Origin of the sequence: Mariniflexile fucanivorans, from assembly GCF_004341235.1 — a bacterium.
GTDB classification, from domain to species: domain Bacteria; phylum Bacteroidota; class Bacteroidia; order Flavobacteriales; family Flavobacteriaceae; genus Mariniflexile; species Mariniflexile fucanivorans.
This window is the reverse complement of sequence record NZ_SLUP01000015.1, coordinates 1-23,908: the sequence shown is the minus strand read 5'-3', so window position 1 is coordinate 23,908 and position 23,908 is coordinate 1. Positions and strand designations below refer to the sequence as shown.

The window sequence follows — 23,908 nt, the reverse complement described above, 5'->3', positions numbered from 1 at the left end:
CGCAAAAAACAAAATCACTTGAAACACGATTGGTTTATTTAAAAGCTTTAAAAAGTGAAATTCTTTCAAAAGAACAGGCAGTTTATGATGCTTTAAACAAGGATTTTAAAAAATCGGAATTTGAAACGTACGTTAGCGAATTCTCACTTGTTATTTCTCAATTAAATTTAGCTATTAAAAATCTAAACAAATGGGCAAAACCAAAACGGGTAAGTTCATCAATAATCACATTTCCCTCAAAAGATTATATTTATAAAGAACCTTATGGAAATGTACTGATAATTTCCCCTTGGAATTATCCCTTTTTGTTAGCCCTAGAACCACTTATCATGGCAGTTTCCGCAGGAAATACAGTCGTTTTAAAACCTAGTGAACTTACCACACACACATCACAACTTCTAACGGGTATTATAAAAACTGTTTTCCCTGAAGATTACGTTACCTCTATACAAGGTGATGCGCAAGTATCTACAGAGTTATTAGCCAAAAAATGGGATTATATTTTCTTTACAGGAAGCGTACCTGTTGGAAAAATAGTGGCAGAAGCTGCTGCAAAACACTTAACACCGGTAACATTGGAATTAGGTGGAAAATCGCCATGTATTATCGATGATACAGCAAAATTAAAATTAGCTGCAAAACGAATTGTTTGGGGCAAATTTTTTAATGCTGGACAAACCTGTATTGCCCCCGATTATGTTATTATTAAACGCACTATAAAACAAGAGTTTATAGAGCTTTTAAAACATGAAATCATCGATTTTTATGGAGAAAACCCCAAGGAATCGGCAGATTTCCCCAGAATTATAAACGAAAAAAACACACAACGCTTAGCTAACATGCTAAAAGAAACCAATGTTGTGTTTGGAGGTATTGTAGAAGAAACAACCAACTACATCGCTCCTACCTTAATTGACGAGCCTGCACTAAATAGTGAGGTTATGAACGATGAAATTTTCGGTCCTATTTTACCCATACTAACCTACGAAACCAAAGAAGATATACATAGAATTGTTACAAATTTTGATAAACCTTTATCATTATATACATTTTCAAATGATAAAAATTTCATTGAACATATTCTAAATACTTATAGTTTTGGTGGCGGTGTTGTAAACGATGTATTAATTCATTTTAGTAACCATAAATTGCCTTTTGGAGGAGTTGGAAGTAGTGGTATGGGAGCTTACCATGGAAAACTGAGTTTTGATACGTTTTCTCATAGTAAAGCGATTATAAAACGTGGAAATTGGTTAGACCCATCAATGAGATATGCTCCGTATAAAAACAAACTTAATTTTATAAAAAAAATATTTAAGTATTTTAGTTAGTGATTTCCGTCATTGCGAGGCACGAAGCAATCTCATTAAATTTACTTGTAAGTTTAATCACAACTTAGAATAAACAGATTACTTCGCTTCATTCCATGAGGCTCGCAATGACGTTTAGAGCGGGTAGTTTAATATCAATTTTACACCTTCATTAGGTTGAGAAATTAATTCAAAATGGGCATTTATTAAAGAGGCTCTACTTTTCATATTAATTAAGCCTGAACCTTTTTCTATGTCATTAATATTGAATCCTTTACCATCATCTTTTACTGTAATCATCAAGTTATGAGGTTGATAATCTAAAACGACCTCTATGTTTTTTGCTTCGGAATATTTTACTGAATTTGATAAAAATTCTTGAAGAATCCTAAAAATAATGATTTCATGTTTTCTATCTTGAAATTCAACCCGCTCTCCTATGGTTTTTAATTCTGCTGAATTAAATTTCATCTTCTTCAAACGGTTTAATTCATTGGTAATCGATTTTTCAAAACCCATATTTAAAACCACTTCGTTATTTAATGTTTTTGAAAGCGCTCTTACTTCAGCTAAACTTTCTCTTAAAGCATCAGAGGTATCTTTAAACTTATCTTTTACGTCATCGGTCACCTGCATTTTTAAAATACTTAATTGCATACTTGCAAACGATAGTAACTGACCAATATTATCATGCAGTTCCCAACCAATATTTTTTAAGGTTTGTTCTTGGGTTTCTGTCTGTGCTTGGGTAATTTCCGCTTCAAAGGCTTGTTGCTGTTTTATTCTATCGAGCAATAATTTGTTTTTTCTTTTTTGAAATACAATAAAAAATACAACAACAAGTGTGGTTATAATTACCAAAACGGCCAACATATAAATTAAAAGATAACGTTCTGAAGCTGTACTTGTTAATTGTTCTCCGGTCTGCACCATATAAAAGCAAATGTAAAAGTTAAATACATGAATATGTTAGAAAATAAAAAGATTTGTTTTCTAAGTATTACAAAATCTAAATCGTAAAAGTTCTTACCTACTTCATAGGTATAGTAAACACTATAAAAAGCCAATGGTGTTATAATTAGCCACCAAATAAAAATAGTAGCGCTAATATAAAAGTTTATGGATTTATAGAATTCTAAAATTTTATCACTCATTAAAATTTCAGTGAAATAAAAAATAGAACACATGCATATTATTATAGCTCCTAAAATATCGAAAACTGTAAAAAACTTATAAAAAAATTGTTCCCAATGTAAAGTAATATAAGTTAATGAGAAAACACTGAATACATATCCTGAATATTTTAGAATATTTTTAAATAACGGTGTTTTTAAAATTTTATAAAAATAAAAAACGTAAAATAAAATGGCTCCTATACTCCAATATAACGTAGACCACCAATGATTTTTTTCAAATTTGGTACCAATTAAAAAATTCAAAGCTTTGTCTGGTCTTACATAAAATGTATAAAAGCAAATCATATCTGAAAATGCTACAAATACAAGAAAATATATAAAATACTTAACAACAGTACTCTGGTATTTTCTAAAACAAAAAATACCAGTAATAGCTGCTAAGAACTCCAATATATAAGTTATGAGCTCATAATTATTTAATAGAAAATTTATCACAAAAATTTATTGTGGATAACCACCTCCGCCACCGGTTCCTCTATTTAATGGACTACCTCCGGGAACGTCTTCATCATTACCTATAAAATTCAGGTTAAGACTACTTGCTTTCGATTTACTACCAGTTGGCACTATAAACATGGTGGTTAAATCTTTTTTGGATTCATCTGCATCTTTTCCATAAACACCTAAATAAACACGAATACCTGTCATTTGATACCCAAGACTATCCGATTCATTTTTGGCAAATTCTAAATAGTTTTCAATATCGGTTAAAGACCAATAGGTTGAGCGATCATCTTCTTTTCTTCCTTGTTTTTGTGCTGCCGAATCTACTGCAGCTTTTCGGTATAAGGTCCAATTGTCATTTAAAACTTTGGCTTCTTTAACAGAAATAACGTTTTTAGGCTTCACAATTTTTACTGATTCTTCGCCTTCCAATTGTCTTGGGCAAAAATAATACGTTAATACCGCTCCAATAATGGCTCCTAAAATAATGTAAATTAAATTTTTCATGGTTTTTATGGTTAGTTAGTAATAGCTGTTTAAAAGTAATAAAAAAATATGGAATTAAAATTTTAAAGCTGTTGAGTGCTTTACTTCACTAATTACAAACATACTATGCGTGCTGCCAATATGATTGATGGAGGTTAATTTTTCAACTAAAAATTCTCTAAAAGCCGTCATATCTTTCACAATTACTTTTACCAGATAATCGTAATCGCCACTTACATGATAACATTCTAAGATTTCTGGTAAATTAGAAACTTCATTTTCAAATTTAACCACATGCTCTTGTGAGTGCTGAATTAGCTTAATATGACAAAAAGCAACAAACGATTTATCTACACGATCTTTATTAACCAAAGCCACATATTTATTTATAAACCCATCTTTTTCAAGTTTTTTAATACGTTCGTAAACTGCTGTAACAGAAAGATTTAATTTATTTGAAAGTTCTTTATTGGTTTGCTTACTATCACTTTGTAAATATTCAAGTAGTTTTTTATCGGTATCATCAAATATCATAATTGAAAAATTTTCGTTGAAAGATCAATTTTTCAGAAATTTACAATTATATTTTCTAAAATATATGAATTTTATAGTTTTAATATCTAAATAAATGTATTTATATTGTTTTATTATCTAAATTTTAAGTAATTTGTTAGATAAACAACACACACATTATGAAGTTTAAACCAGCAAACAATATACAAGATTTACAATACTTTGGGGAATTTGGAGGCGTGAATCCTTCTATTTCAGACTCTTCTACATACACCTTCTTATCTGCCAAAACAATGTTTGACACCTTTGAAGGTAATGCAGATGGGTGTTATTTATACTCGCGTCACTCATCGCCTTCCAATCTATATTTAGGTGAAGCGCTTGCGGCTATGGAAGGTACCGAAACCGCTAACGTTTCTGCATCTGGCATGGGAGCTATCACACCTGTTTTATTACAATTATGCGACAGTGGTGATCATATTGTTTCAAGTAGAACCATTTACGGTGGTACCTATGCGTTTCTCAAAAACTTTATATCACGTTTTAAAATTGAAACATCATTTGTTGATATTACTAAGTTAGACATTGTTGAAGCTGCCATTACTAAAAACACAAAAGTGCTGTATTGCGAATCTGTTAGTAATCCGCTTTTAGAAGTTGCCGATATTAAAAATTTAGCGGCTTTAGCTAAAAAACATAATTTAAAACTGGTGGTAGACAATACGTTTTCGCCATTATCTATTTCACCTGCCATATTAGGTGCCGATGTAGTAATTCACAGTTTAACAAAGTTTATTAACGGTTCTAGTGATACCGTTGGTGGGGTGGTTTGTGGTACTCAAGAATTTATAAACGAATTACGAAACGTAAACCATGGCGCATCCATGTTATTAGGTTCTACTATGGATAGTTTAAGAGCCGCTTCTATTTTAAAAAACCTACGAACATTGCACATTAGAATGCAGCAACACAGTAAAAATGGATTGTTTTTAGCTGAAAAATTTGAAGCTGATGGTTTAAGAACGGTCTATCCGGGACTTGAGTCACATCCATCGCACGAGTTGTTTAAAAGTATGATGAATACCCAATACGGATTTGGTGGCATGCTAACTATTGATGTGGGTTCTTTGGAAAAAGCTAATGAATTAATGGAGCTGATGCAAAACCGTAACTTGGGTTATCTTGCTGTAAGCTTAGGGTTTTATAAAACATTGTTTAGTGCTCCTGGGACTTCTACATCATCCGAAATATCTCCTGACGAACAAAAAACGATGGGCTTAAGTAATGGCTTAATTCGTTTTTCCATTGGATTGGATGACGATATTGAACGCACTTATAAAATGATTAATAAGTGTATGACAGAACTTCATGTTATAAACTAACAAACCTAGATCAAATCTACTTAACTAGGCAAAAATTATAATTTGGCTTTTCTAGTATTTGCATACTTGCACGTAAAATTGTAACATTACAAAACAATTCTACAGCATGCAAGACGACAAAAATATTTCCAAAATAGAAATTGAAAACCAAAACATTATTGAAAACAAAGAGCTTAATATTTGGGAAGCTTTAATTCCTGTTATTATTTTAATGGGATTATTGGCTTATAACATTTTTTTTGTTGAAGGTCAAGAATGGTTTGGAACATACACCAACCAAATAATTTTATTACTTGGTGGATTTGTTGCAGCAACCGTTGGTTTCTTTAATAAAGTGACTTTTGAACGTATGCTCAAAGAAATTTGGGAAAACCTAAAAAGTGTTTTTGTACCCATTATGATACTGTTTTTAGTAGGTGCACTGGCTGGAACTTGGTTAGTAAGCGGCGTTATCCCTGCTATGGTTTATTATGGTTTACAGGTATTAAGTCCATCTATATTTCTTCCAGCATCGGTAATTATTTGTGCAGTAATATCTATTGCTACTGGTAGCTCTTGGACCACATCGGCTACTGTTGGTATTGCATTAGTTGGTATTGGTACCGCATTAGGCATTAACACGGGCATGATTGCTGGCGCAGTAATTTCTGGGGCTTATTTTGGTGATAAAATGTCGCCGTTAAGTGATACTACCAACCTCGCTCCTGCCATGGCTGGTACCGATTTATTTACCCATATTAGGTACATGACATTAACTACGGTTCCTACACTTATTGTTACACTTATTGTTTTCAGCATTATAAGTATGAATATTGAAACCTCTGGAACTGCCGATTTAAGTGATTTACTTTCTACCATAAGTACTACTTTCAATATAACTCCATGGTTATTCATCGTGCCCGTAGTTGTAATTGCTTTAATTCTGTTGAAGACTAAGCCCTTAATAGCATTAGGTACTGGCGTTCTATTGGCTGCTATTTTTGCATTCCTTTTTCAACCTGGTGTATTGATGCATTTATCCAATTCAAAATTAAGTGCTTTAGTAACATCAATATTTACAGAAACACAAATAACTACTGAAAACGAAAAGTTGAACGACCTCTTTTCAGCTGGCGGAATGGAAGGCATGCTATGGACCATCTTCCTAATTATATGTGCCATGATTTTTGGAGGTATTATGGATGGTATTGGTGCATTAGCTAGAATTACCAGAGAATTATTAAAACTGGCACATTCTATTTTTGGTCTTTTTGCCAGTACTGTAATAAGTTGTTTGGGATTAAACGCTATTGCTTCAGACCAATATTTGTCCATTGTGATTCCTGGAAAAATGTTCAAAAAAGCCTATCACGACCGTGGTTTGGCCCCAGAGAATTTAAGTAGAACTTTAGAAGATTCGGGCACTGTTACTTCTGTTTTAATCCCCTGGAACACCTGTGGAGCTTACCAAAGTGGCGTTTTAGGTGTTGATACGCTTCATTATGCAGGCTATGCCATTTTTAATTGGTTAAGTCCGTTTATGACCTTGTTATTCGCTGCTTTTTCAATAAAAATAAAACAACTAAATAGCAAATAAACTTAACTTATCAATATCAAAATATACAATAATTAAAATCTATGATTCAATAGGTAATTAAAATTTTATTTATGGTGTAATTGCTTAGTCATAGCTATATTTGCAATGAAAAATTCAATAACATTAAAAATAAATAAAACATGGCATTTGTAGGAAAAAAATTCCCGAATTTAAACGTTAACGCAATGAATGAAATGGGCGATACTTTTAAAGTAAACGTTCTTGAAGAAGCTGTTAATAACAATAAAAAAGTAGTTTTATTTTGGTATCCAAAAGATTTTACTTTTGTATGTCCAACAGAATTACATGCATTTCAAGCCGCTTTAGGTGAATTTGAAAAACGAAACACAATAGTAATTGGCGCATCTTGCGATACTGCCGAAGTTCATTTTGCATGGTTAAGTACTGCTAAAGATAACGGTGGTATTGAAGGTGTAACTTATCCATTATTAGCAGATTCCAACAGAAATTTAGCATCTACTCTAGGTATTTTAGATATTTCTAACGAACAATATAACGAAGAAACTGGTATTGTAACCGTTGAAGGTGATAATGTAACTTACAGAGCCACTTATATTATTGACGAAGAAGGAACTGTACAGCACGAAAGCATCAACAACATGCCGCTTGGTAGAAATGTTAATGAGTATTTACGTATCATTGATGCTTTAACGCACGTACAAGAAAAAGGTGAAGTTTGTCCTGCAAACTGGGAAGAAGGTAAACAAGCTATGCAAGCTAATGCTAAAGGAACTGCAGCATACCTTTCTCAATTAAATTAAAAAAAACGTTATAGCGAGTAAAACGAAGCAATCTGTTTGTTAAATAAGATCGCTTCGTACACTTTGTTATTACGATTAAACAATTATATTATGTTTACAGAAATAGATCAAGATAATTTACAAGATATTGTAAACTCTAATGAGGTTGTTGTAGTTCAATATTCAGCAACATGGTGTGGTAATTGTCGTATTATGAAGCCAAAATTCAAAAAATTGGCAACAGAAAATGAAAATATCACTTTTGTAATAGCTGATGCAGAAAAGTTTCCGGAATCAAGAAAATTAGCAAATGTAGATAACTTACCTACGTTTGCAACATTTAAAAAAGGAACTTTTATGAATCAGGTTCAAACAAATAAATTTGAAGTTTTAAAAGATTTAGTCGATGAAGTTACCAGTAATTAAACATTTAACGCAGTTTATAGAAGACAATGATGAAGATTTCGTTATTGAAACCATTGAAACTTTAGAAGCGTTAACCGAAGTACCATCATTGAAAGATGAAGAATTAGATGTAATTGGAGAGCTTATTTCCAATATGTATGGTGCTATTGAAGTTAATAAAATGATTAAGGAAGGCACACCAAAAAAAGAGGCTTTAAATAGTTTTATGTCTCGCGTTCTTGGGTCTATCGATAAATAGAAAAAGAGAATTTAATACCTTTAAAAAACCACTTCAAAAAATTGAAGTGGTTTTTTTGTTTATACGAAATTTTAATCAGCAATTAACTTCTGCTATATGTGGAAAATTGCTGTTATGATGCACAAAAAAAATCATATAAATAGTTCATTCTCCTATTATTCTTATATGAATAAATATTTCACGGTTTCTTTAGCCTTTATGGGTTATTTAATTTAAATTTATAGGTAAAATATCATTATTATAAGTTTAAATTATTCTTAAAATTGATTTAATAAATTATACTTATAGTTTAATAGAATATGAAAATAAAATTGTTGAATTTACAATTGATGATTAAAGTAAATTTGAATAGTACGAAATTTAAAATCCTTAAAACTTTTAGATATGGAAAACAATAAAAATTCAAATGCATCAGACGATACAGGTCAATGCCCACATCATCAAAATGATGCGCCTACAATTGTAGAAGCCAATCATGAGAATAACAATTCTCATGAATCATCATTAGGTAAATGTCCCGTAATGCACGGCGGAAATACTTCAACCAAAAATTCTGTTATGGATTGGTGGCCTAATGCACTAAATCTTGATATTTTACATCAACATGATACCAAAACAAATCCTCTAGGACAAGATTTTGATTATCATGAAGAACTTAAAAAACTTGATATTGAAGCCCTAAAAAAAGATATGCACGCCTTAATGACCGATAGTCAAGATTGGTGGCCTGCAGATTGGGGACATTATGGTGGATTAATGATACGTTTATCTTGGCACTCGGCAGGATCCTATCGTACAACTGATGGCCGCGGTGGCGGCGGAACAGGAAATCAGCGTTTTGCACCGTTAAATTCTTGGCCAGACAACGTGAGTTTAGATAAAGCAAGAAGATTACTATGGCCTATTAAGAAAAAATATGGCAATAAAGTAAGTTGGGCCGATTTAATTGTGTTTGCAGGCACCATAGCTTATGAAAATATGGGCTTAAAAACCTATGGTTTTGCTTTTGGACGTAAAGATATTTGGCACCCAGAAATAGATACTTACTGGGGAGCTGAAAAAGAATGGTTAGCACCAAGTGATGAACGTTATGATAATATAGAAGACGCCAAAACTATGGAAAACCCACTGGCGGCTGTTCAAATGGGGTTAATTTATGTGAATCCTGAAGGTGTTAATGGCAAACCAGATCCATTAAAAACAGCAGCCCATGTGCGTGAAACATTTGCTCGTATGGCTATGAACGATGAAGAAACCGTGGCTTTAACTGCTGGTGGACACACCGTAGGTAAAACACATGGTAATGGTGACGCTAGTATTTTAGGTCCAGATCCTGAAACTGCAGGTGTAGAAGAACAAGGACTGGGTTGGCACAACCCAAACAAATCTGGTAAAGGTCGTTACACCGTAACAAGCGGTCTTGAAGGAGCATGGACAACAAACCCTACCAAATGGGATGGTGGTTTTTTTGAAATGTTATTTAACCACGAATGGCACTCTGTTAAAAGTCCAGCTGGTGCATGGCAATGGGAACCAGTAAGTATTAAAGAAGAAGACAAACCTGTTGATGTCGAAGACGCAAGCATTCGCCACAACCCCATGATGACCGATGCAGATATGGCTATGAAAGTAGACCCTATTTACAAAGAAATCTCGTTAAAGTTCATGAACGATCAAGAGTATTTCTCTGAAACGTTTGCGCGTGCTTGGTTCAAATTAACCCACAGAGATATGGGGCCAAAATCTAATTACATTGGCACAGACGTACCGCAAGAAGATTTAATTTGGCAAGATCCTATTCCTGCCGGAACAAAAGATTACGATGTTACGGCTGTAAAAAATAAAATTGCTGCGTCAGGCTTATCAATTCCAGAAATGGTAAATACAGCTTGGGATAGTGCCCGTACCTTCCGTGGTTCTGATAATCGTGGTGGTGCCAATGGAGCTCGTATTCGTTTAGCACCTCAAAAAGATTGGGAAGGTAATGAACCAAAACGCTTAGCTTATGTTTTATCTAAATTAGAGCCTATTGCTGCTGAATTTGGCATAAGTATCGCCGACACGATTGTTTTAGCTGGAAATGTTGGTATAGAACAAGCTGCAAAAGCGGGAGGCTTCCCTATTACGGTTCCTTTTGAGCCAGGTCGTGGAGATGCCACAGATGCAATGACGGATGCCGATTCTTTTGAACCATTAGAGCCATTAGCCGATGGTTACCGCAATTACAGCAAAAAAGATTATGTTGTAACTCCTGAAGAATTAATGCTTGACCGTACACAATTGATGGGCTTAACAGCGCCAGAAATGACCGTACTTGTAGGAGGTATGAGAATGTTAGGAACCAACTACGACAATACGAAACATGGCGTATTTACAGATAAAGTTGGAGCATTAACCAATGATTTTTTCGTAAACTTAACAGACATGGGCAACACATGGAAACCTGTAGAAAAAGGTTTATATGAAATTCGTGATCGTAAAAATGGAACCGTAAAATGGACAGCAACACGTATGGATTTAGTATTCGGATCTAACTCCATATTACGTTCTTATTCTGAAGTGTATGCACAAGACGATAACAAAGAAAAATTCGTAAAAGACTTTGTAAAAGCTTGGACAAAAGTAATGAATGCAGATCGATTCGATTTAAAATAAACTTCAGCTTACAATTTATTAAAACAATAGCGGTTTCAATTCTATATTGAATCCGCTATTTTGTTTATTTACAGCTTACTAAATGAACTAAATCAAGAAAATTGGATATTAAAAAATAATATTGATATCCCTATTAGTTCATAATTTTCGGAAACAATACAGTTTAAATACCATGGTATGATTGTTTTTTTCCGAAACGCTTATAATAACATGTTGACGGATACTTATCCTTGTAAAATATTTCTTTAATAGAATGTTAACAAATGGAGTAAAAAAATATAAGTTCAATTTCGACTTAACGCTTAATAATTACTATTTTTATCCCATAATTTAAAAACAATACCATGGCAACAGTAACATTAAAAGGAAACCCAATAAAAACATCTGGGGAATTACCTAAAGTTGGTACAAAAGCACCAGATTTTACATTAACTGCAACCGATTTATCATCAAAAAGTTTAAGTGATTTTGCTGGAAGCAAAGTGGTTTTAAACATTTTTCCAAGTGTTGATACGGGAACTTGTGCTCAATCTGTAAGACAATTTAACCAAGAAGCTAGCGAATTGAAAAACACAAAAGTACTTTGTATTTCGCACGATTTACCTTTTGCTTTAAACCGTTTTTGTGGTGCAGAAGGTTTGAGTAATGTTGAAAGTTTATCTGATTATAAAGATGGTAGTTTTGGAAAAGCATACGGCGTTAACTTTATTACGGGTCCATTAGAAGCATTGCATTCTCGTAGCGTTGTGGTTTTAGATGAAAAAGGCACCGTTTTATATACCGAACAAGTTGCAGAAACTGTTGATGAACCTAATTATAAAGCAGCATTGGAAGCTTTATATGCTTAATAAGCTTTAAGATTAAATGACAAAAAAAGAATCCTTCGTTGCCAACCGTTTAAAAAGTGTTGGTTACGCTTTTAAAGGTGCTATGTTACTTTTAAAAAACGAAGCTAGTATAAAAATTCAATTTGTAATTGCTTTATTGGTTACGGCCTTAGGATTCTTTTTTCATATTTCTTCAACCGAATGGATTATCCAACTTTTAGCAATAGGTTTGGTTATGAGTACGGAAGGTATTAATACGGCTATAGAGGAAATGGCGAATTTTATTCATCCAGAACATCACTCAAAAATCGGTTTAATAAAAGATATTGCTGCTGGTGCTGTATTTATTTCTTCTATTTTCGCTATTATTATTGGACTCATCATCTATTTACCAAAGATTTTTTAAAATACTATAACCTGTAGGTTAAACGTTAGTAATTTGTATTTTTGTTGCATCGTTATTAACGATTCAACCCTGAACTGGTTTCAGGATATCAATTTGAAACTGTAAAACATTAATGGCGAAGAAAAAAACCGACACCAACAAATCACCTAGAAAACAATTTAAAATGCCAAGTTTTAAGTTGTCAAGCCAGCAAAAACTGGTGTTTGGCAGCTTTTTGGTCATCTTTGGTTTTATACTTTTCATGGCATTTCTTTCGTCTCTTTTTACAGGCAAAGCAGACCAAAGTACGCTCTCTGATTTTGCATCGCGCGAAGTAAAACCAGAAAACTGGGTAAGTAAATCGGGCGCATGGTTAAGCGATTTCTTTATTCAACGTGGGTTTGGTGTGGCTTCATTCATAATTTCAGGACTCATATTTTTATCGGGTATTTACGTTTTAATGAATTTAAGCAAATCCAAATTATGGTCTCATTGGTTTTGGGGTTTGCTTATCGTTATTTGGTTATCTGTATTATTTGGTTTTTTTGGGAATACTAACGATATACTTGGTGGCACCATTGGTTTTGAGGTGAACATGTATCTTCAAGATTACATAGGAAAAATAGGGACTTCACTCCTACTTCTATTTGGGTTGATTACTTATTTAGCGGTTCGTTTTAAAGTGACTTTCGAAAGTTTTACCACTGTTTTCAAATCGGCCAAAAGAAATATTAATGATGAATTTTCAGATTTAAATGAAGATGTCATTGTTCCTCTTGACAATAATCTATCGGAAGAAGCTGAAGCCATAAAATCAGCTTTCGAAATTTCCGAAGAAAATAACGAACCCGTAATTATAAAAAAAGAACCTAAACCTATTTTTGAAACTACGCCTTTGGTAGTTAAACCAGCCATAAAGGATGACTTTGAAGATGATTTAGATATTGAAATTGAAGTTGAAAAAGTAGCCGAAGAAGCATCAGAAACCGATAATCTTTCGGATAAATTGGTGGAAGATTTCGGGCAATTCGATCCTACTTTAGAACTTTCAAAATACCAATTTCCACCATTAGATCTTCTTAAAAAATACGATTCCGAAGGCATCACCATCAATCAAGAAGAATTAGAAGAAAACAAAAATAGAATTGTAGATACCTTAAAAAACTATAATATTGGTATTGCGAGTATAAAAGCGACCATAGGGCCAACCGTGACACTATACGAAATTGTACCAGATGCAGGTGTTCGAATCTCAAAAATAAAAAATTTAGAAGACGATATTGCTTTATCGCTTTCAGCATTGGGTATTCGTATTATAGCACCCATTCCTGGTAAAGGCACTATTGGTATTGAAGTACCTAATAAAAATTCTACTATAGTATCCATGCGCTCGGTTATTGCTTCCAAAAAGTTTCAATCTTCCGATATGCAATTGCCTATCGCCCTAGGAAAAACCATTAGTAACGAAACCTTTGTAGTCGATTTAGCAAAAATGCCCCACTTACTTATGGCAGGTGCTACTGGCCAAGGTAAATCGGTAGGTTTAAATGCGGTACTAACATCGTTACTTTATAAAAAACATCCTGCCGAAGTGAAGTTTGTTTTGGTGGATCCTAAAAAAGTGGAATTAACGCTTTTTAATAAAATTGAACGTCATTATTTAGCAAAACTCCCAGATAGCGAAGAAGCTATTATTACAGATAACACCAAGGTTATCAATACATTAAATTCACTTTGTATTGAAATGGATAACCGCTACGAGTTACTAAAAAATGCATTGTGCAGAAATATTGCCGAATACAACGTAAAATTTAAAGCACGTAAATTAAACCCTAACGATGGGCATCAATTCTTACCATACATTGTTCTGGTGGTTGATGAGTTTGCCGATTTAATTATGACCGCCGGCAAAGAAGTTGAAACGCCTATTGCCCGTTTAGCACAATTGGCGCGTGCCATTGGAATTCACTTAATTATTGCGACTCAACGTCCGTCGGTTAACGTTATTACGGGTATAATAAAAGCCAACTTCCCTGCACGTATTGCGTTTAGAGTAACATCGAAAATAGATTCTAGAACCATTTTAGATGGCTCTGGTGCGGACCAACTTATAGGTCGTGGTGATATGCTTTTTACGCAAGGAAACGATTTAATTCGTGTACAATGTGCGTTTGTTGATACACCAGAAGTTGAAAAAATAACCGAATATATTGGTTCGCAAAAAGCATATCCAGACGCTTACCTACTGCCAGAGTATGTTGGGGAAGAAAGTGGCACAAGTCTTGATATAGACATATCCGATCGCGATAAGTTATTTAGAGAAGCCGCCGAAGTTATAGTTACCGCACAACAAGGTTCTGCTTCATTATTACAGCGAAAATTAAAATTAGGATACAATCGTGCGGGCAGATTAATTGACCAATTAGAAGCCGCAGGTATTGTGGGTCCTTTTGAAGGTAGTAAGGCTAGAATGGTATTAATTACCGACCTTGTTGCTTTAGATAAACATTTAGAAAATGAAACTTTATAATAATAAAAATAAAATGAAAATTAAAAATATCATAATAGCCTTAATACTAACAGCTTCAATTAATAGCTTTGCTCAAAACAAAGCGAAAACACTTTTAAACCAAGTGTCGCAAAAAGTAAAGAGTTACGATAATATTTCCATTGATTTTAAGTATGTTTTAGAAAATACTGCAGAAAAAATAAAACAAGAAACCAAAGGTGATGTGATTATGCAAGGCGATAAATATAAATTAAACATACTTGGTGTAACACGTCTTTTTGATGGAAAAAAACTTTATAGCATTAGCACTGAAGATGAAGAAGTAACTATTTCAGCTGAAACAAATGATGAAGAAGGAGCCATTACACCCAGCAAAATGTTATCGTTTTACGAAGATGGTTACACCTATGCCATGGATATTGAGCAAAATGTAAATGGCAGAAAAATACAATTGGTGAAACTAACGCCAATTGATTCAAAATCTGAAATAAAATACATTCTTTTAGGTATTGATACTCAAACAAAACATATATACAATTTAATGCAAATTGGTAAAAACGGTACAAAAACAACTCTTACCGTTAATTCTTTTAAAACAAACGAGCCTTTATCAAAAAACCTATTTACCTTTGATGCCAATAAATACAAAGGCTATTACATCAATAAGCTTTAATTTACATTTTAATCTACTATAACCAAAGTAGATTTTTATAAATAGATTTTTTGAAATTCGAAGGGTGAAAATACTAGATCGATACATACTAACTACCTACCTTAAAACTTTTTTCAGCGTGTTTATTATACTCATGCTGATTTTTGTTTTACAAACCATTTGGTTATATATTAGAGAATTATCTGGAAAAGATTTAGATATTGGCGTTATTTTTAAATTCTTATTCTATTTCACACCAAAGCTTATACCATTGGTTTTGCCACTTACCATCCTTTTAGCATCTATTATGGTATTTGGTAGTTTTGCTGAGAATTATGAGTTTGCTGCCATGAAATCTACAGGTATTTCATTACAACGCGCCATGTCTGGTTTAAGTATTTTCATTATCATTTTAGGTATTGTCACCTTCTTCTTTTCTAACAATGTTATTCCTTGGTCAGAATTAAAATCTTTTAATCTTCGAAGTAATATAGCAAAATCTAAACCTGCCATGTTACTTGGTGTCGGGCAATTTAACCCCATAGAAGGCACCCCATATAATATTAAATTTGACAGAAAACATGGTGATAACGACCAATATTTAGATAATGTAACCATTCATATTAGAGGTAATGATGGAAGAACCAATGCTACAACTATAAAGTCTAAAACTGGAGAATTAGTAAACGAAAAAGATTCCAATGTATTAAAGCTTATATTAGTAGACGGTAATTATTACCGAGACGTTGCTACAAATAATCCAAAGTCCAGAAATAAAAAACCTTTTGCTAAGAGTACTTTTGAAAAATATACTATAAATATTGATTTGTCTCAAATGAAAAATGTTGATTTTGATGAACAGTCACAAACCGACAAATACAATATGCTTGATGTCGTTGGTTTACAAAAAACCATCGATTCTTTATCTAAAAAAGAAATGGCATCGCAAGAAATAATCTCAAAAAACTTATTTCAGCGATCGAATATCATACCTATAAGAAATAGCCGTCTTGAAAAAATAGCAACCGATTCTATTTACCTAGATCCAATTTTAGATATTTTCAATACAAAAGAAAAATACGATTTAGTTGATGCAGCTACAAAAGCTGTTACAAGCACAAAACAAGTTATTGCAACCAACGAGACCACAAAGAAAATATCCAAAGAATATCTTAATAAACATATTATTTCATTACACGAAAAATTTGCCTTAGGTTTTGCATGTATTATTTTATTCTTTGTGGGGGCACCGCTTGGAGCGCTAATACGTAAAGGTGGTATAGGTTTACCTATGGTTATTGCTATCATACTGTTTTTAACCTATCATTTTATTGGTATTTTTGCCACAAATAGTGCTAAAACAGGGAGCTTTAACCCTATTTTGGCCGCTTGGTTCTCTACACTTGTTATGTTGCCTCTAGGCATATTTTTAACAAGACGTGCTACTGCCGATAAAGGATTATTTGATTTTGACAGTATAACCGAACCTATTAAAAACCTATTCAACATTAAAGGAAAAGATACTGTTGATTATAAGTTTCTTACATCTTATAAAAATGAAGAATTAAAAGATGTTATTATAAACTTTGAAGCTCTTGGCCATTTAGAAGAAAGTCGTTATGAAGCTCTAAAAATTTTAAATGAACGTGGTATTTCAACAAAACAGTTATGTGACGAAGGTTTAGCCATGAACAGTAATTACAATGCTTCTGAACCTATTGCAAAAGATTATAGAGATCATTCAAAATTTGCTATTGTACTATATTCAGTTGGTGTTGTTTTACTTATTCTTCATTTTGTATTTAAGAACAATAAACTGCCATCATTGGCTTCGGCATCTATTCAACTCAGCATAACATCTTTAGTTTTGTATTTAATATACTATATAAAATCTCTAATTAACACCAATAAATTTTACCATCAAATTAATAAAAAAGAGAAAAAACCTAATCTTTTTCTTTTAATTATAGGAATTCCTTTATACTTCATTGCGCATCTTTTTTTAGATGACAAAATGAAAGAAGACTTGAAGCAAAATTGTTTAGAATCTTTAAATTTGCAAAATGATTAATGATACCATGACACAGAACACAAGTACAAAGTTTAAACTTGACACAATTCACGATGCTATTGAAGCTATTAAAAACGGTAAAGTTATTATAGTTGTTGATGATGAAAACCGTGAAAACGAAGGCGATTTTGTAGCTGCCGCCGATAATGTATCACCGGAAATGATAAACTTTATGGCAACCCATGGTAGAGGTTTAATTTGTGTACCACTTACGGAAAATCGTTGTAAAGAGTTAGATCTAGGCATGATGGTTCGTAATAACACAGACCATATGGAAACTGCATTTACAGTTTCGGTAGATTTAAGAGGCCAAGGAGTTACAACTGGAATTTCGGCTAGTGATAGAGCTAAAACCGTAAAAGCACTTATTGACCCCAATACAAAGTCATTTGATTTAGCCAGACCAGGTCACATTTTCCCTCTAGTAGCGAAAGAAGGTGGTGTTTTAAGACGTACAGGACATACCGAAGCTGCCATTGATTTTGCAAGACTTGCAGGTTTAAAACCTGCTGGTGTTATTGTTGAAATTATGAATGAAGATGGTACTATGGCACGCTTACCAGAACTGATAAAAGTTGCCAAAAAGTTGGATGTTAAAATAGTTTCTATTGAAGATTTAGTGGCGTACAGAATGCAACACGACTCATTAATTGAGAAAAAAGAAGACTTTGAAATCGAAACCCGCTTTGGAAGTTTTAGGTTAAGAGCTTACAAACAAACCACTAACAATCAAATACATATAGCACTTACAAAAGGAACCTGGAAAAACAATGAAGAGGTGCTTACTAGAATTAACTCCACATTAATAAATAACGATATTTTAGGAACACTAACTAATAATGTTGATGAGCAACTAGATAATATGTTCAAAGTAATTAACAAAAAAGGTAAGGGCGCAATCATCTTTATCAATCAAGAATTACAATCTATGAACATATTGAACAGATTAGAGCTTTTAAAAGAAAACCAACAGCCTAACACGGTTTATAAAGCACCAAAAATTGATATGGACGCCAGAGATTTTGGTATAGGGGCACAAATATTACACGATTTAAATATTCATAAATTACAATTATTATCTAACACGCAACAGAGTAAACGTGTTGGTTTAATTGGCTATGGTATAGAAATTGTTGATTATGTTAATTATTAAAAGCCTTCTAATATTTGCTTTACTTTTTCTTTATCATTCCCTTCTAATAATAATTTCTTTAAGGTTGATGCCATTAAATTCTTATCATTAGGATACTTTTTTATTTCTTTATATAATTCAGGAAAATCATCTTTTAAAAGCAATTGAATCATTCTGTTATCAATATTGTGAAATTGTCCCGTATTTAAATTTAAAAGAACATTTGTTTTTTCATTAGAAGCTAAAAGACCTAAAACACCAAAAGCAAAAGACATTCCTGTAGCTTTATCTTGATTTATAAACGTATCGTTAAACAACAAATAATTATCTATTTTTTCTGTTTTAACAAAATGTTTATCTCCCGAATAATTGGCTGCATTAATAAAAATAGATTCACCATCGGAATACGCATAATATAATGCCCGCTTATGAACTCTGTTGTCTAAAAAAAGCTTATCGGAATTACTATTGCTTTCTTTAAATATAATTGTGGAATCTTGAAAGACCGTATTAGTATATAACTCTGAAAATGAGGTGTAAAACCCTTTTTTAAATGGCTCTTTTAAAATGGCTGGTAGAGTTTGCTGATTATTTACAGATATGAATCGCTTTTCCGCATTGTTATAATCTGTGTTACTAAACTGGATGAGACAACTTTTTAAAATTTCTCTAATTCTATCGTCATGTTTTCCAGTTACATCCATACTGTTTTTTTCGGCATAAGCGGAAAAGCTTCCTAAGAGGATATAGTTATTTTTATCAAAATTTAAAACATCTAAGTTCACCGTTGCTTTTCCTGTTTCTTTAAAAGCCCCCGTATGTTCTGATATTAATAATTGATTTACTCTTATAACAAGCGCCTGTTTGGTTAAATCTGGTGGAAAAATAACATTGAAATAGTCTAATATCTCATCCTCAAAAGGTTTATCAAATGTAGATAGGACTTTTTTATTAAACATTCCTTTTTGTGCAATTCCTAAATTATCTTTAAAAGTTCTATTATCAATAATTTTTGAAATATAGAAATTCGTTTGAGCAATGGTATCATCCTCAATGGGTAATAAACTGATAATATGGTAATCATCTTTCTGGCTAAAGCTTAAAAATGAAATTGTTAAAACACCAAAAAACAAAAATGATTTTAGTCCTTTCATGATTTTAAACTTATAATGACGCTTTAATAATTTCAACCATTTTAGATGCTCGTTCCTTGACTTGCTGCTCTGTCCATGAAAGTTTTATTAAACAAGAAATATTTCTGCCAATATAATGGTCTGATTTTGGAAACTCGCTGGTTTTAAGATATTCCAATCCCGATTTTACTTCTGCTGAAATTGGATACAACGATTTCAATTCTTTTAAATGATTCCACTTACGAATGTAATGCCAGTTGTTATTATAATACTGAAAACAAGCATCTACACCCTCTGTTTTAAATACTTCTGAAACTTTTAATGACATTTCTAGATCTGGTAAGAAGAAATTTAAAAAGCTATAGTTTTCTTCACCTCCTTCTGGAACGGTTCTAAAAGTTACTTCTGGAATTTGCGACAATGCTTCTCTTATAATGGTATAGTTTCTCTTTTGAATTTTTAAAATTTCTGGTAAACGTTTTATTTGTGCTAAACCTACCGCTGCGTGAAGTTCTGAAATACGGAAGTTGTAGCCTAAAAACGGATGTGATTCTGCGCCTCGATCGTTACCAACATGATCGTGACCGTGGTCGCTGTAATGATCGGAATTTGTATAGTATGCTTCATTATTTGTTATTACGGCTCCACCCTCTCCACAGGTTATGGTTTTAACAAAATCGAAAGAAAAACAACCTAAATCGCCAATGCTACCTAATACTTTTCCTTTATAAGTGCCTCCAATGGCTTGACACGCATCTTCAATCAATAACAGACTGTGTTTGCTGCAAATATTTTGGAGTGCATCCATATTTGCCATGCTACCACACATGTGAACCACCATAATGGCCTTTGTTTTTGGTGTGATGGCTTTTTCTACGGCTTTTGGATTAAGGGTTAATGTATCATCTATATCTACCAAAATAGGTATAGCACCAAGCATCATTATGGCTTCAAAACTTGCTACAAATGTGAATGTTGGTAAAATAACTTCGTCTCCTGCTCCAACGCCTGATGCTGCCAATGCTACCGAAATTGCGGCTGTACCACTAGATACTAATTGGGCATGGTTTACTTGAAAGGTGTTTTCTAAAACTTTTTCCAGTTCTTTGGCTTTCCAATGGCCGTTACGCATACCATCGAATCCGTAGCGCATCAGTACGCCATTTTCTAGTACATCGGTTACTTCTTTTTTTTCTAAATCTCCAAATAATTCGAATCCTGGCATATTGTTTATTTTTAGTTCTTTATTTTAATTGAAACTGCCTTTGCGTTAGGGATTGCAGTGGAAATCCTTTTTGTGAGACACGAGCAAAAAGATTGCAATGTAAAGCCCGACCCTTGTGGTAACGCCCAAATACTTTGTTTTATTTATATTTCGATGACCGCGTCGTTTATTGATTTTCGTACTTTTTTGAAACCGGCAAACATATCGGTTTCGTCTCTGTAGCCTACGGGCAGTAACAACACCGATTTTAGACCCATTTTGTTTAATTGTAGCGCGTTATCGATGGCGTTGGGTAAAAAGCCTTCCATGGGGCACGAATCGATGCCTTCAATGGCGCAAACGGTCATTAAATTTCCCAATGCGATGTATGCTTGGTTTTTGGACCATTGCTGACGTTCTGCTACACTCATTTTTTGCATCATATTTACGAGGTCTTCCCTATATGGTTTTAGTATGGTTTCTGAGGTGTTTCGGATGTTTTTTATATTATCATAATAGGCGATTACATCTGTATCTAAAATATCTTCTTGCAGACAAATAACAAGTAAATGTGAGGCATCTAATACTTGTTTTTGGTTGTAAGCATGAGCTACTAAAGGCTTTCTTATTTCTTTATTTTCTACAACTATTAATTTGATGGTTTGTAACCCGAAGGACGTTGCTGTTAAATTAAATGCTTGTTTTAAAACATCTAGCTTTTGAGTAGATAGTTTTTTCGTTGCATCGAATTTTTTAGTTGCGTAGCGCCATTTAAGTTGCTTTATAATATTCATTTTTGAATTTTAATTTTTGCAAAAATACGTTTTGGAATTGTTATTTTATAAAAATGCACCATAAAATAAGCTAATAGTAAACGAGTTAAAAAATATTTTTAAAAAAGTAGATTTTTATTTGAAAGTATTGAAAAAGGATTCTATATTTGCACCCGCATTCAGGGAATACCTGATGAGACCCAAACTGGAGAAATGGCAGAGTGGTCGAATGCGGCAGTCTTGAAAACTGTTGAGGGTCACACCTCCGGGGGTTCGAATCCCTCTTTCTCCGCGAAAAGTCCTACAAATGGCAACAAAAACCCTGTAAATTATTGATTTACAGGGTTTTTCATTTTATACGATATCATATGATATCATATGATATCGTACAAAAAGGGGCTAATTCGGTGTCACTAAAATCTTCATCTCAACTGACACCGAATTGAAGTTAAATATTTGTTTTACAACTAATTACGTTTTATTGTTTTAAATATTTTTTTTGTAAATTGAAAATAATTAAAAAAATAAAAGGTGTCACATTCTCTTTCTCTCTTGTTTTATATCAAAAAAAGTAAGGCCGACGAACACGGTAAAGCTAACATTTATATGCGCATAACCGTTGATGGACGAAGGGCTGAGTGCAGTGTAAGCAGAAAAGTTAAACTCAATGAATGGAACTCCAAAACTCAACTTGCCTTAGGAAACTCTATGGTTGCTCAGGAAATAAATCGAGAGCTTGGTGTAATTAAAAATAAGATTTATGGGATTCAACAACAATTTCAAAGAGAGGAAAAGGAATATACCGCCATTGATCTGCGTGATACGTACTTAGGAAAAGATAAAACCCGAAAAATGCTTCTCGAAATATTCCAGGAACACAACGACAAAGTTGAAAGTTTGATTGGAAAAGATTTTTCCGCAGGAACAGCCGAACGGTACCGAACTTGTAAAAAACACGTAGGGGAATTTATTAAGAAGAAATACAAGAAAAATGACATTACTGTGAAGGATGTTAATCATCAATTTATAAATGGATTTGAATATTACCTGAAGACTACACGAAAATGTGCTCATAACTCTGCCATAAAATACATAACAAACTTTAAGAAGATTATCCGAATTGCTCACGCCAATGATTGGATTGACAAAGACCCTTTCCTTCATTGGAAAGGAAAACTAAAAATAGTTGATCGCGAATTTTTAACGCAGGAAGAAATTCAAAAATTAATCAATAAGGAACTGAAAATGGAACGTTTGGATCAAGTCCGTGATATTTTTATTTTTTGCTGCTTTACTGGTCTGGCGTATGCAGATATCAAAAAACTAACCAAAGATGATGTTGTTATTGGTGTTGATGGTGAGCAATGGGTTAAGACAAGACGAACCAAGACAGATACAAGAAGTAATATCCCAATATTGCCTATTGCTCAAACAATTATTGAAAAGTATAAGGACAATGAGCTGATGAAAATAAAAAATCTAGTATTACCGGTTTTAAGCAATCAAAAAATGAATGCCTACATTAAGGAAATTGCCGACCTCTGCGGAATCACTAAAAATTTGACCTTCCATTTAGCCCGACATACATTTGCCACAACGGTTACGCTCTCTAATGGTGTTCCTATTGAATCGGTTAGTAAAATGCTTGGGCACACCAATTTGAAAACCACACAGCATTACGCTAAAATTCTCGATATGAAAGTTAGTAAGGACATGGCAATTTTGCGATCAAAATTCAAATGAGAGATTAAAGAGGCATATCGTAATCTTTATCTCTATTATCATATTTTCGCAAATTATCCTCATAGTCAGAAAATGGACTAGTGTATTTAGCCTTTATTATAAAACCTTTTTCAACAAAATTTTTAGCGGTTTCTTGCCAGTTTGTTATCTTAAGACCTCTGCTTAATGTCCAATCTTTGTTCTTGTAATAGGCATAGAATTTTTTTCCTTCAACAGCAGACCAATTGTTTGTTTTAAAAAAACTTAAAACTTCTAATTCATTTTTTGGCCTTGCCAGTTTATTATAGTTTTCATTTGTTTTATGTTTATAAAAAGATACCAAATTTTGGCGTGGTTCTGGGACGGTGTTGTCCAAATTTTGATCTTCCTGTATACCAATGGTTGTACCACTTTTGATACAAGCTCTGGTCATCTTAATTTTAGAACCTCTAGATGGATGATATGTTGGATAATATATAAGATAACCCCAGGCATCAAGATCGCGCACATGAT

Annotated in this window: 20 protein-coding genes, 1 tRNA gene and 1 pseudogene; 15 read left to right on the top strand and 7 right to left on the bottom strand. The window is 33.1% G+C overall.

All coding sequences use genetic code 11. The annotated features are described in order from the left end of the window. The coding region (locus EV196_RS19520) for an aldehyde dehydrogenase (RefSeq protein WP_132219467.1) at positions 1 to 1,331 on the top strand (1,331 nt) is incomplete at its 5' end. A gap of 114 nt (positions 1,332 to 1,445) precedes the next feature. Here EV196_RS19520 and EV196_RS19515 read toward each other — a convergent pair. From EV196_RS19515 to EV196_RS19500, 3 genes are all read right to left on the bottom strand, one after another. Further along, complete coding sequence (locus tag EV196_RS19515) at positions 1,446 to 2,243, bottom strand: sensor histidine kinase (RefSeq protein WP_132219466.1); 798 nt, start codon at positions 2,241 to 2,243, stop codon at positions 1,446 to 1,448. 704 nt (positions 2,244 to 2,947) lie between these two features. Beyond that, a complete protein-coding gene (locus EV196_RS19505) occupies positions 2,948 to 3,457 on the bottom strand; it encodes a hypothetical protein (protein WP_132219465.1) in 510 nt (169 codons plus the stop codon). Positions 3,458 to 3,511: 54 nt separating this feature from the next. Beyond that, the gene (locus EV196_RS19500; RefSeq protein WP_132219464.1) at positions 3,512 to 3,970 is read right to left on the bottom strand and encodes an Lrp/AsnC family transcriptional regulator; all 459 of its coding nucleotides are present in this window, start codon (positions 3,968 to 3,970) and stop codon (positions 3,512 to 3,514) included. A 158-nt stretch (positions 3,971 to 4,128) separates the two neighbouring features. Between EV196_RS19500 and EV196_RS19495 the strand changes: the two genes are divergently transcribed. The 12 genes from EV196_RS19495 (at position 4,129) to ribB (ending at position 18,584) form a co-directional block, all read left to right on the top strand. Beyond that, on the top strand, positions 4,129 to 5,331 hold the full coding sequence (locus EV196_RS19495) for an aminotransferase class I/II-fold pyridoxal phosphate-dependent enzyme (protein ID WP_132219463.1): 1,203 nt from the start codon (positions 4,129 to 4,131) through the stop codon (positions 5,329 to 5,331). A gap of 106 nt (positions 5,332 to 5,437) precedes the next feature. Then, positions 5,438 to 6,907 carry a Na+/H+ antiporter NhaC gene (gene nhaC, locus EV196_RS19490; RefSeq protein ID WP_132219462.1) on the top strand — a complete coding sequence of 490 codons (1,470 nt, stop codon included), beginning with the start codon at positions 5,438 to 5,440 and terminating at the stop codon, positions 6,905 to 6,907. A gap of 140 nt (positions 6,908 to 7,047) precedes the next feature. Then, positions 7,048 to 7,689, top strand: coding sequence for a peroxiredoxin (locus tag EV196_RS19485; protein ID WP_132219461.1), 642 nt, complete (start codon positions 7,048 to 7,050; stop codon positions 7,687 to 7,689). A 90-nt stretch (positions 7,690 to 7,779) separates the two neighbouring features. Then, a complete protein-coding gene (locus EV196_RS19480; protein WP_132219460.1) occupies positions 7,780 to 8,094 on the top strand; it encodes a thioredoxin family protein in 315 nt (104 codons plus the stop codon). Continuing rightward, positions 8,075 to 8,332 (top strand): DUF6952 family protein, encoded by a 258-nt coding sequence (locus EV196_RS19475; RefSeq protein WP_132219459.1) that lies wholly within the window; start codon positions 8,075 to 8,077, stop codon positions 8,330 to 8,332. Before EV196_RS19480 ends, EV196_RS19475 begins: the two co-directional genes overlap by 20 nt. A 384-nt stretch (positions 8,333 to 8,716) precedes the next feature. Further along, positions 8,717 to 10,987, top strand: a complete 2,271-nt coding sequence (gene katG, locus EV196_RS19470) for a catalase/peroxidase HPI (protein WP_132219458.1) — start codon at positions 8,717 to 8,719, stop codon at positions 10,985 to 10,987. Between the two features lie 344 nt (positions 10,988 to 11,331). After that, entirely contained in the window at positions 11,332 to 11,835 is a 504-nt protein-coding gene (gene tpx / locus EV196_RS19465; protein ID WP_132219457.1) for a thiol peroxidase, read from the top strand. A gap of 16 nt (positions 11,836 to 11,851) precedes the next feature. Beyond that, positions 11,852 to 12,220 (top strand): diacylglycerol kinase family protein, encoded by a 369-nt coding sequence (locus tag EV196_RS19460; RefSeq protein ID WP_132219456.1) that lies wholly within the window; start codon positions 11,852 to 11,854, stop codon positions 12,218 to 12,220. 112 nt (positions 12,221 to 12,332) lie between these two features. Further along, on the top strand, positions 12,333 to 14,729 hold the full coding sequence (locus EV196_RS19455) for a DNA translocase FtsK (RefSeq protein WP_132219455.1): 2,397 nt from the start codon (positions 12,333 to 12,335) through the stop codon (positions 14,727 to 14,729). A gap of 13 nt (positions 14,730 to 14,742) precedes the next feature. Then, positions 14,743 to 15,381 carry a LolA family protein gene (locus tag EV196_RS19450; protein WP_394343255.1) on the top strand — a complete coding sequence of 213 codons (639 nt, stop codon included), beginning with the start codon at positions 14,743 to 14,745 and terminating at the stop codon, positions 15,379 to 15,381. Positions 15,382 to 15,445: 64 nt separating this feature from the next. Continuing rightward, complete coding sequence (locus tag EV196_RS19445) at positions 15,446 to 17,431, top strand: LptF/LptG family permease (protein WP_132219454.1); 1,986 nt, start codon at positions 15,446 to 15,448, stop codon at positions 17,429 to 17,431. Next, positions 17,424 to 18,584 (top strand): 3,4-dihydroxy-2-butanone-4-phosphate synthase, encoded by a 1,161-nt coding sequence (gene ribB / locus EV196_RS19440; RefSeq protein WP_243652292.1) that lies wholly within the window; start codon positions 17,424 to 17,426, stop codon positions 18,582 to 18,584. Before EV196_RS19445 ends, ribB begins: the two co-directional genes overlap by 8 nt. On the opposite strand, the gene EV196_RS19435 is transcribed toward ribB, so the two are convergent. The 3 genes from EV196_RS19435 to EV196_RS19425 all read right to left on the bottom strand — a co-directional run bounded on the left by EV196_RS19435 (position 18,581) and on the right by EV196_RS19425 (position 21,694). After that, positions 18,581 to 19,717 carry a hypothetical protein gene (locus EV196_RS19435; protein WP_132219452.1) on the bottom strand — a complete coding sequence of 379 codons (1,137 nt, stop codon included), beginning with the start codon at positions 19,715 to 19,717 and terminating at the stop codon, positions 18,581 to 18,583. The two genes, ribB and EV196_RS19435, sit on opposite strands and share 4 nt — an antisense overlap. A 10-nt stretch (positions 19,718 to 19,727) precedes the next feature. Beyond that, positions 19,728 to 20,921 carry a DegT/DnrJ/EryC1/StrS family aminotransferase gene (locus EV196_RS19430; RefSeq protein ID WP_132219451.1) on the bottom strand — a complete coding sequence of 398 codons (1,194 nt, stop codon included), beginning with the start codon at positions 20,919 to 20,921 and terminating at the stop codon, positions 19,728 to 19,730. 143 nt (positions 20,922 to 21,064) lie between these two features. Further along, a complete protein-coding gene (locus tag EV196_RS19425; protein ID WP_132219450.1) occupies positions 21,065 to 21,694 on the bottom strand; it encodes an NAD(P)H-dependent oxidoreductase in 630 nt (209 codons plus the stop codon). A 186-nt stretch (positions 21,695 to 21,880) separates the two neighbouring features. Here EV196_RS19425 and EV196_RS19420 point away from each other — a divergent pair. Then, a tRNA-Ser gene (locus tag EV196_RS19420) sits at positions 21,881 to 21,965 on the top strand. A 239-nt stretch (positions 21,966 to 22,204) separates the two neighbouring features. Further along, positions 22,205 to 23,416 (top strand): site-specific integrase, encoded by a 1,212-nt coding sequence (locus EV196_RS19415; RefSeq protein ID WP_132219449.1) that lies wholly within the window; start codon positions 22,205 to 22,207, stop codon positions 23,414 to 23,416. A 4-nt stretch (positions 23,417 to 23,420) separates the two neighbouring features. Here the strand turns inward: EV196_RS19415 and EV196_RS20000 are convergent. Next, positions 23,421 to 23,908: pseudogene (locus tag EV196_RS20000) on the bottom strand (hypothetical protein); the annotation flags it as partial.

Bases quoted from the DNA above. Each gene is read 5' to 3' on its own strand.
- EV196_RS19460 (WP_132219456.1), top strand. From the start codon at position 11,852: ATGACAAAAAAAGAATCCTTCGTTGCCAACCGTTTAAAAAGTGTTGGT.
- EV196_RS19430 (WP_132219451.1), bottom strand. From the start codon at position 20,921: ATGCCAGGATTCGAATTATTTGGAGATTTAGAAAAAAAAGAAGTAACC.
- EV196_RS19455 (WP_132219455.1), top strand. From the start codon at position 12,333: ATGGCGAAGAAAAAAACCGACACCAACAAATCACCTAGAAAACAATTT.
- tpx (WP_132219457.1), top strand. From the start codon at position 11,332: ATGGCAACAGTAACATTAAAAGGAAACCCAATAAAAACATCTGGGGAA.
- EV196_RS19505 (WP_132219465.1), bottom strand. From the start codon at position 3,457: ATGAAAAATTTAATTTACATTATTTTAGGAGCCATTATTGGAGCGGTA.
- EV196_RS19480 (WP_132219460.1), top strand. From the start codon at position 7,780: ATGTTTACAGAAATAGATCAAGATAATTTACAAGATATTGTAAACTCT.
- EV196_RS19485 (WP_132219461.1), top strand. From the start codon at position 7,048: ATGGCATTTGTAGGAAAAAAATTCCCGAATTTAAACGTTAACGCAATG.
- ribB (WP_243652292.1), top strand. From the start codon at position 17,424: ATGATTAATGATACCATGACACAGAACACAAGTACAAAGTTTAAACTT.
- EV196_RS19450 (WP_394343255.1), top strand. From the start codon at position 14,743: ATGAAAATTAAAAATATCATAATAGCCTTAATACTAACAGCTTCAATT.
- EV196_RS19500 (WP_132219464.1), bottom strand. From the start codon at position 3,970: ATGATATTTGATGATACCGATAAAAAACTACTTGAATATTTACAAAGT.
- EV196_RS19425 (WP_132219450.1), bottom strand. From the start codon at position 21,694: ATGAATATTATAAAGCAACTTAAATGGCGCTACGCAACTAAAAAATTC.
- EV196_RS19515 (WP_132219466.1), bottom strand. From the start codon at position 2,243: ATGGTGCAGACCGGAGAACAATTAACAAGTACAGCTTCAGAACGTTAT.
- katG (WP_132219458.1), top strand. From the start codon at position 8,717: ATGGAAAACAATAAAAATTCAAATGCATCAGACGATACAGGTCAATGC.
- EV196_RS19435 (WP_132219452.1), bottom strand. From the start codon at position 19,717: ATGAAAGGACTAAAATCATTTTTGTTTTTTGGTGTTTTAACAATTTCA.
- EV196_RS19475 (WP_132219459.1), top strand. From the start codon at position 8,075: ATGAAGTTACCAGTAATTAAACATTTAACGCAGTTTATAGAAGACAAT.
- EV196_RS19495 (WP_132219463.1), top strand. From the start codon at position 4,129: ATGAAGTTTAAACCAGCAAACAATATACAAGATTTACAATACTTTGGG.
- nhaC (WP_132219462.1), top strand. From the start codon at position 5,438: ATGCAAGACGACAAAAATATTTCCAAAATAGAAATTGAAAACCAAAAC.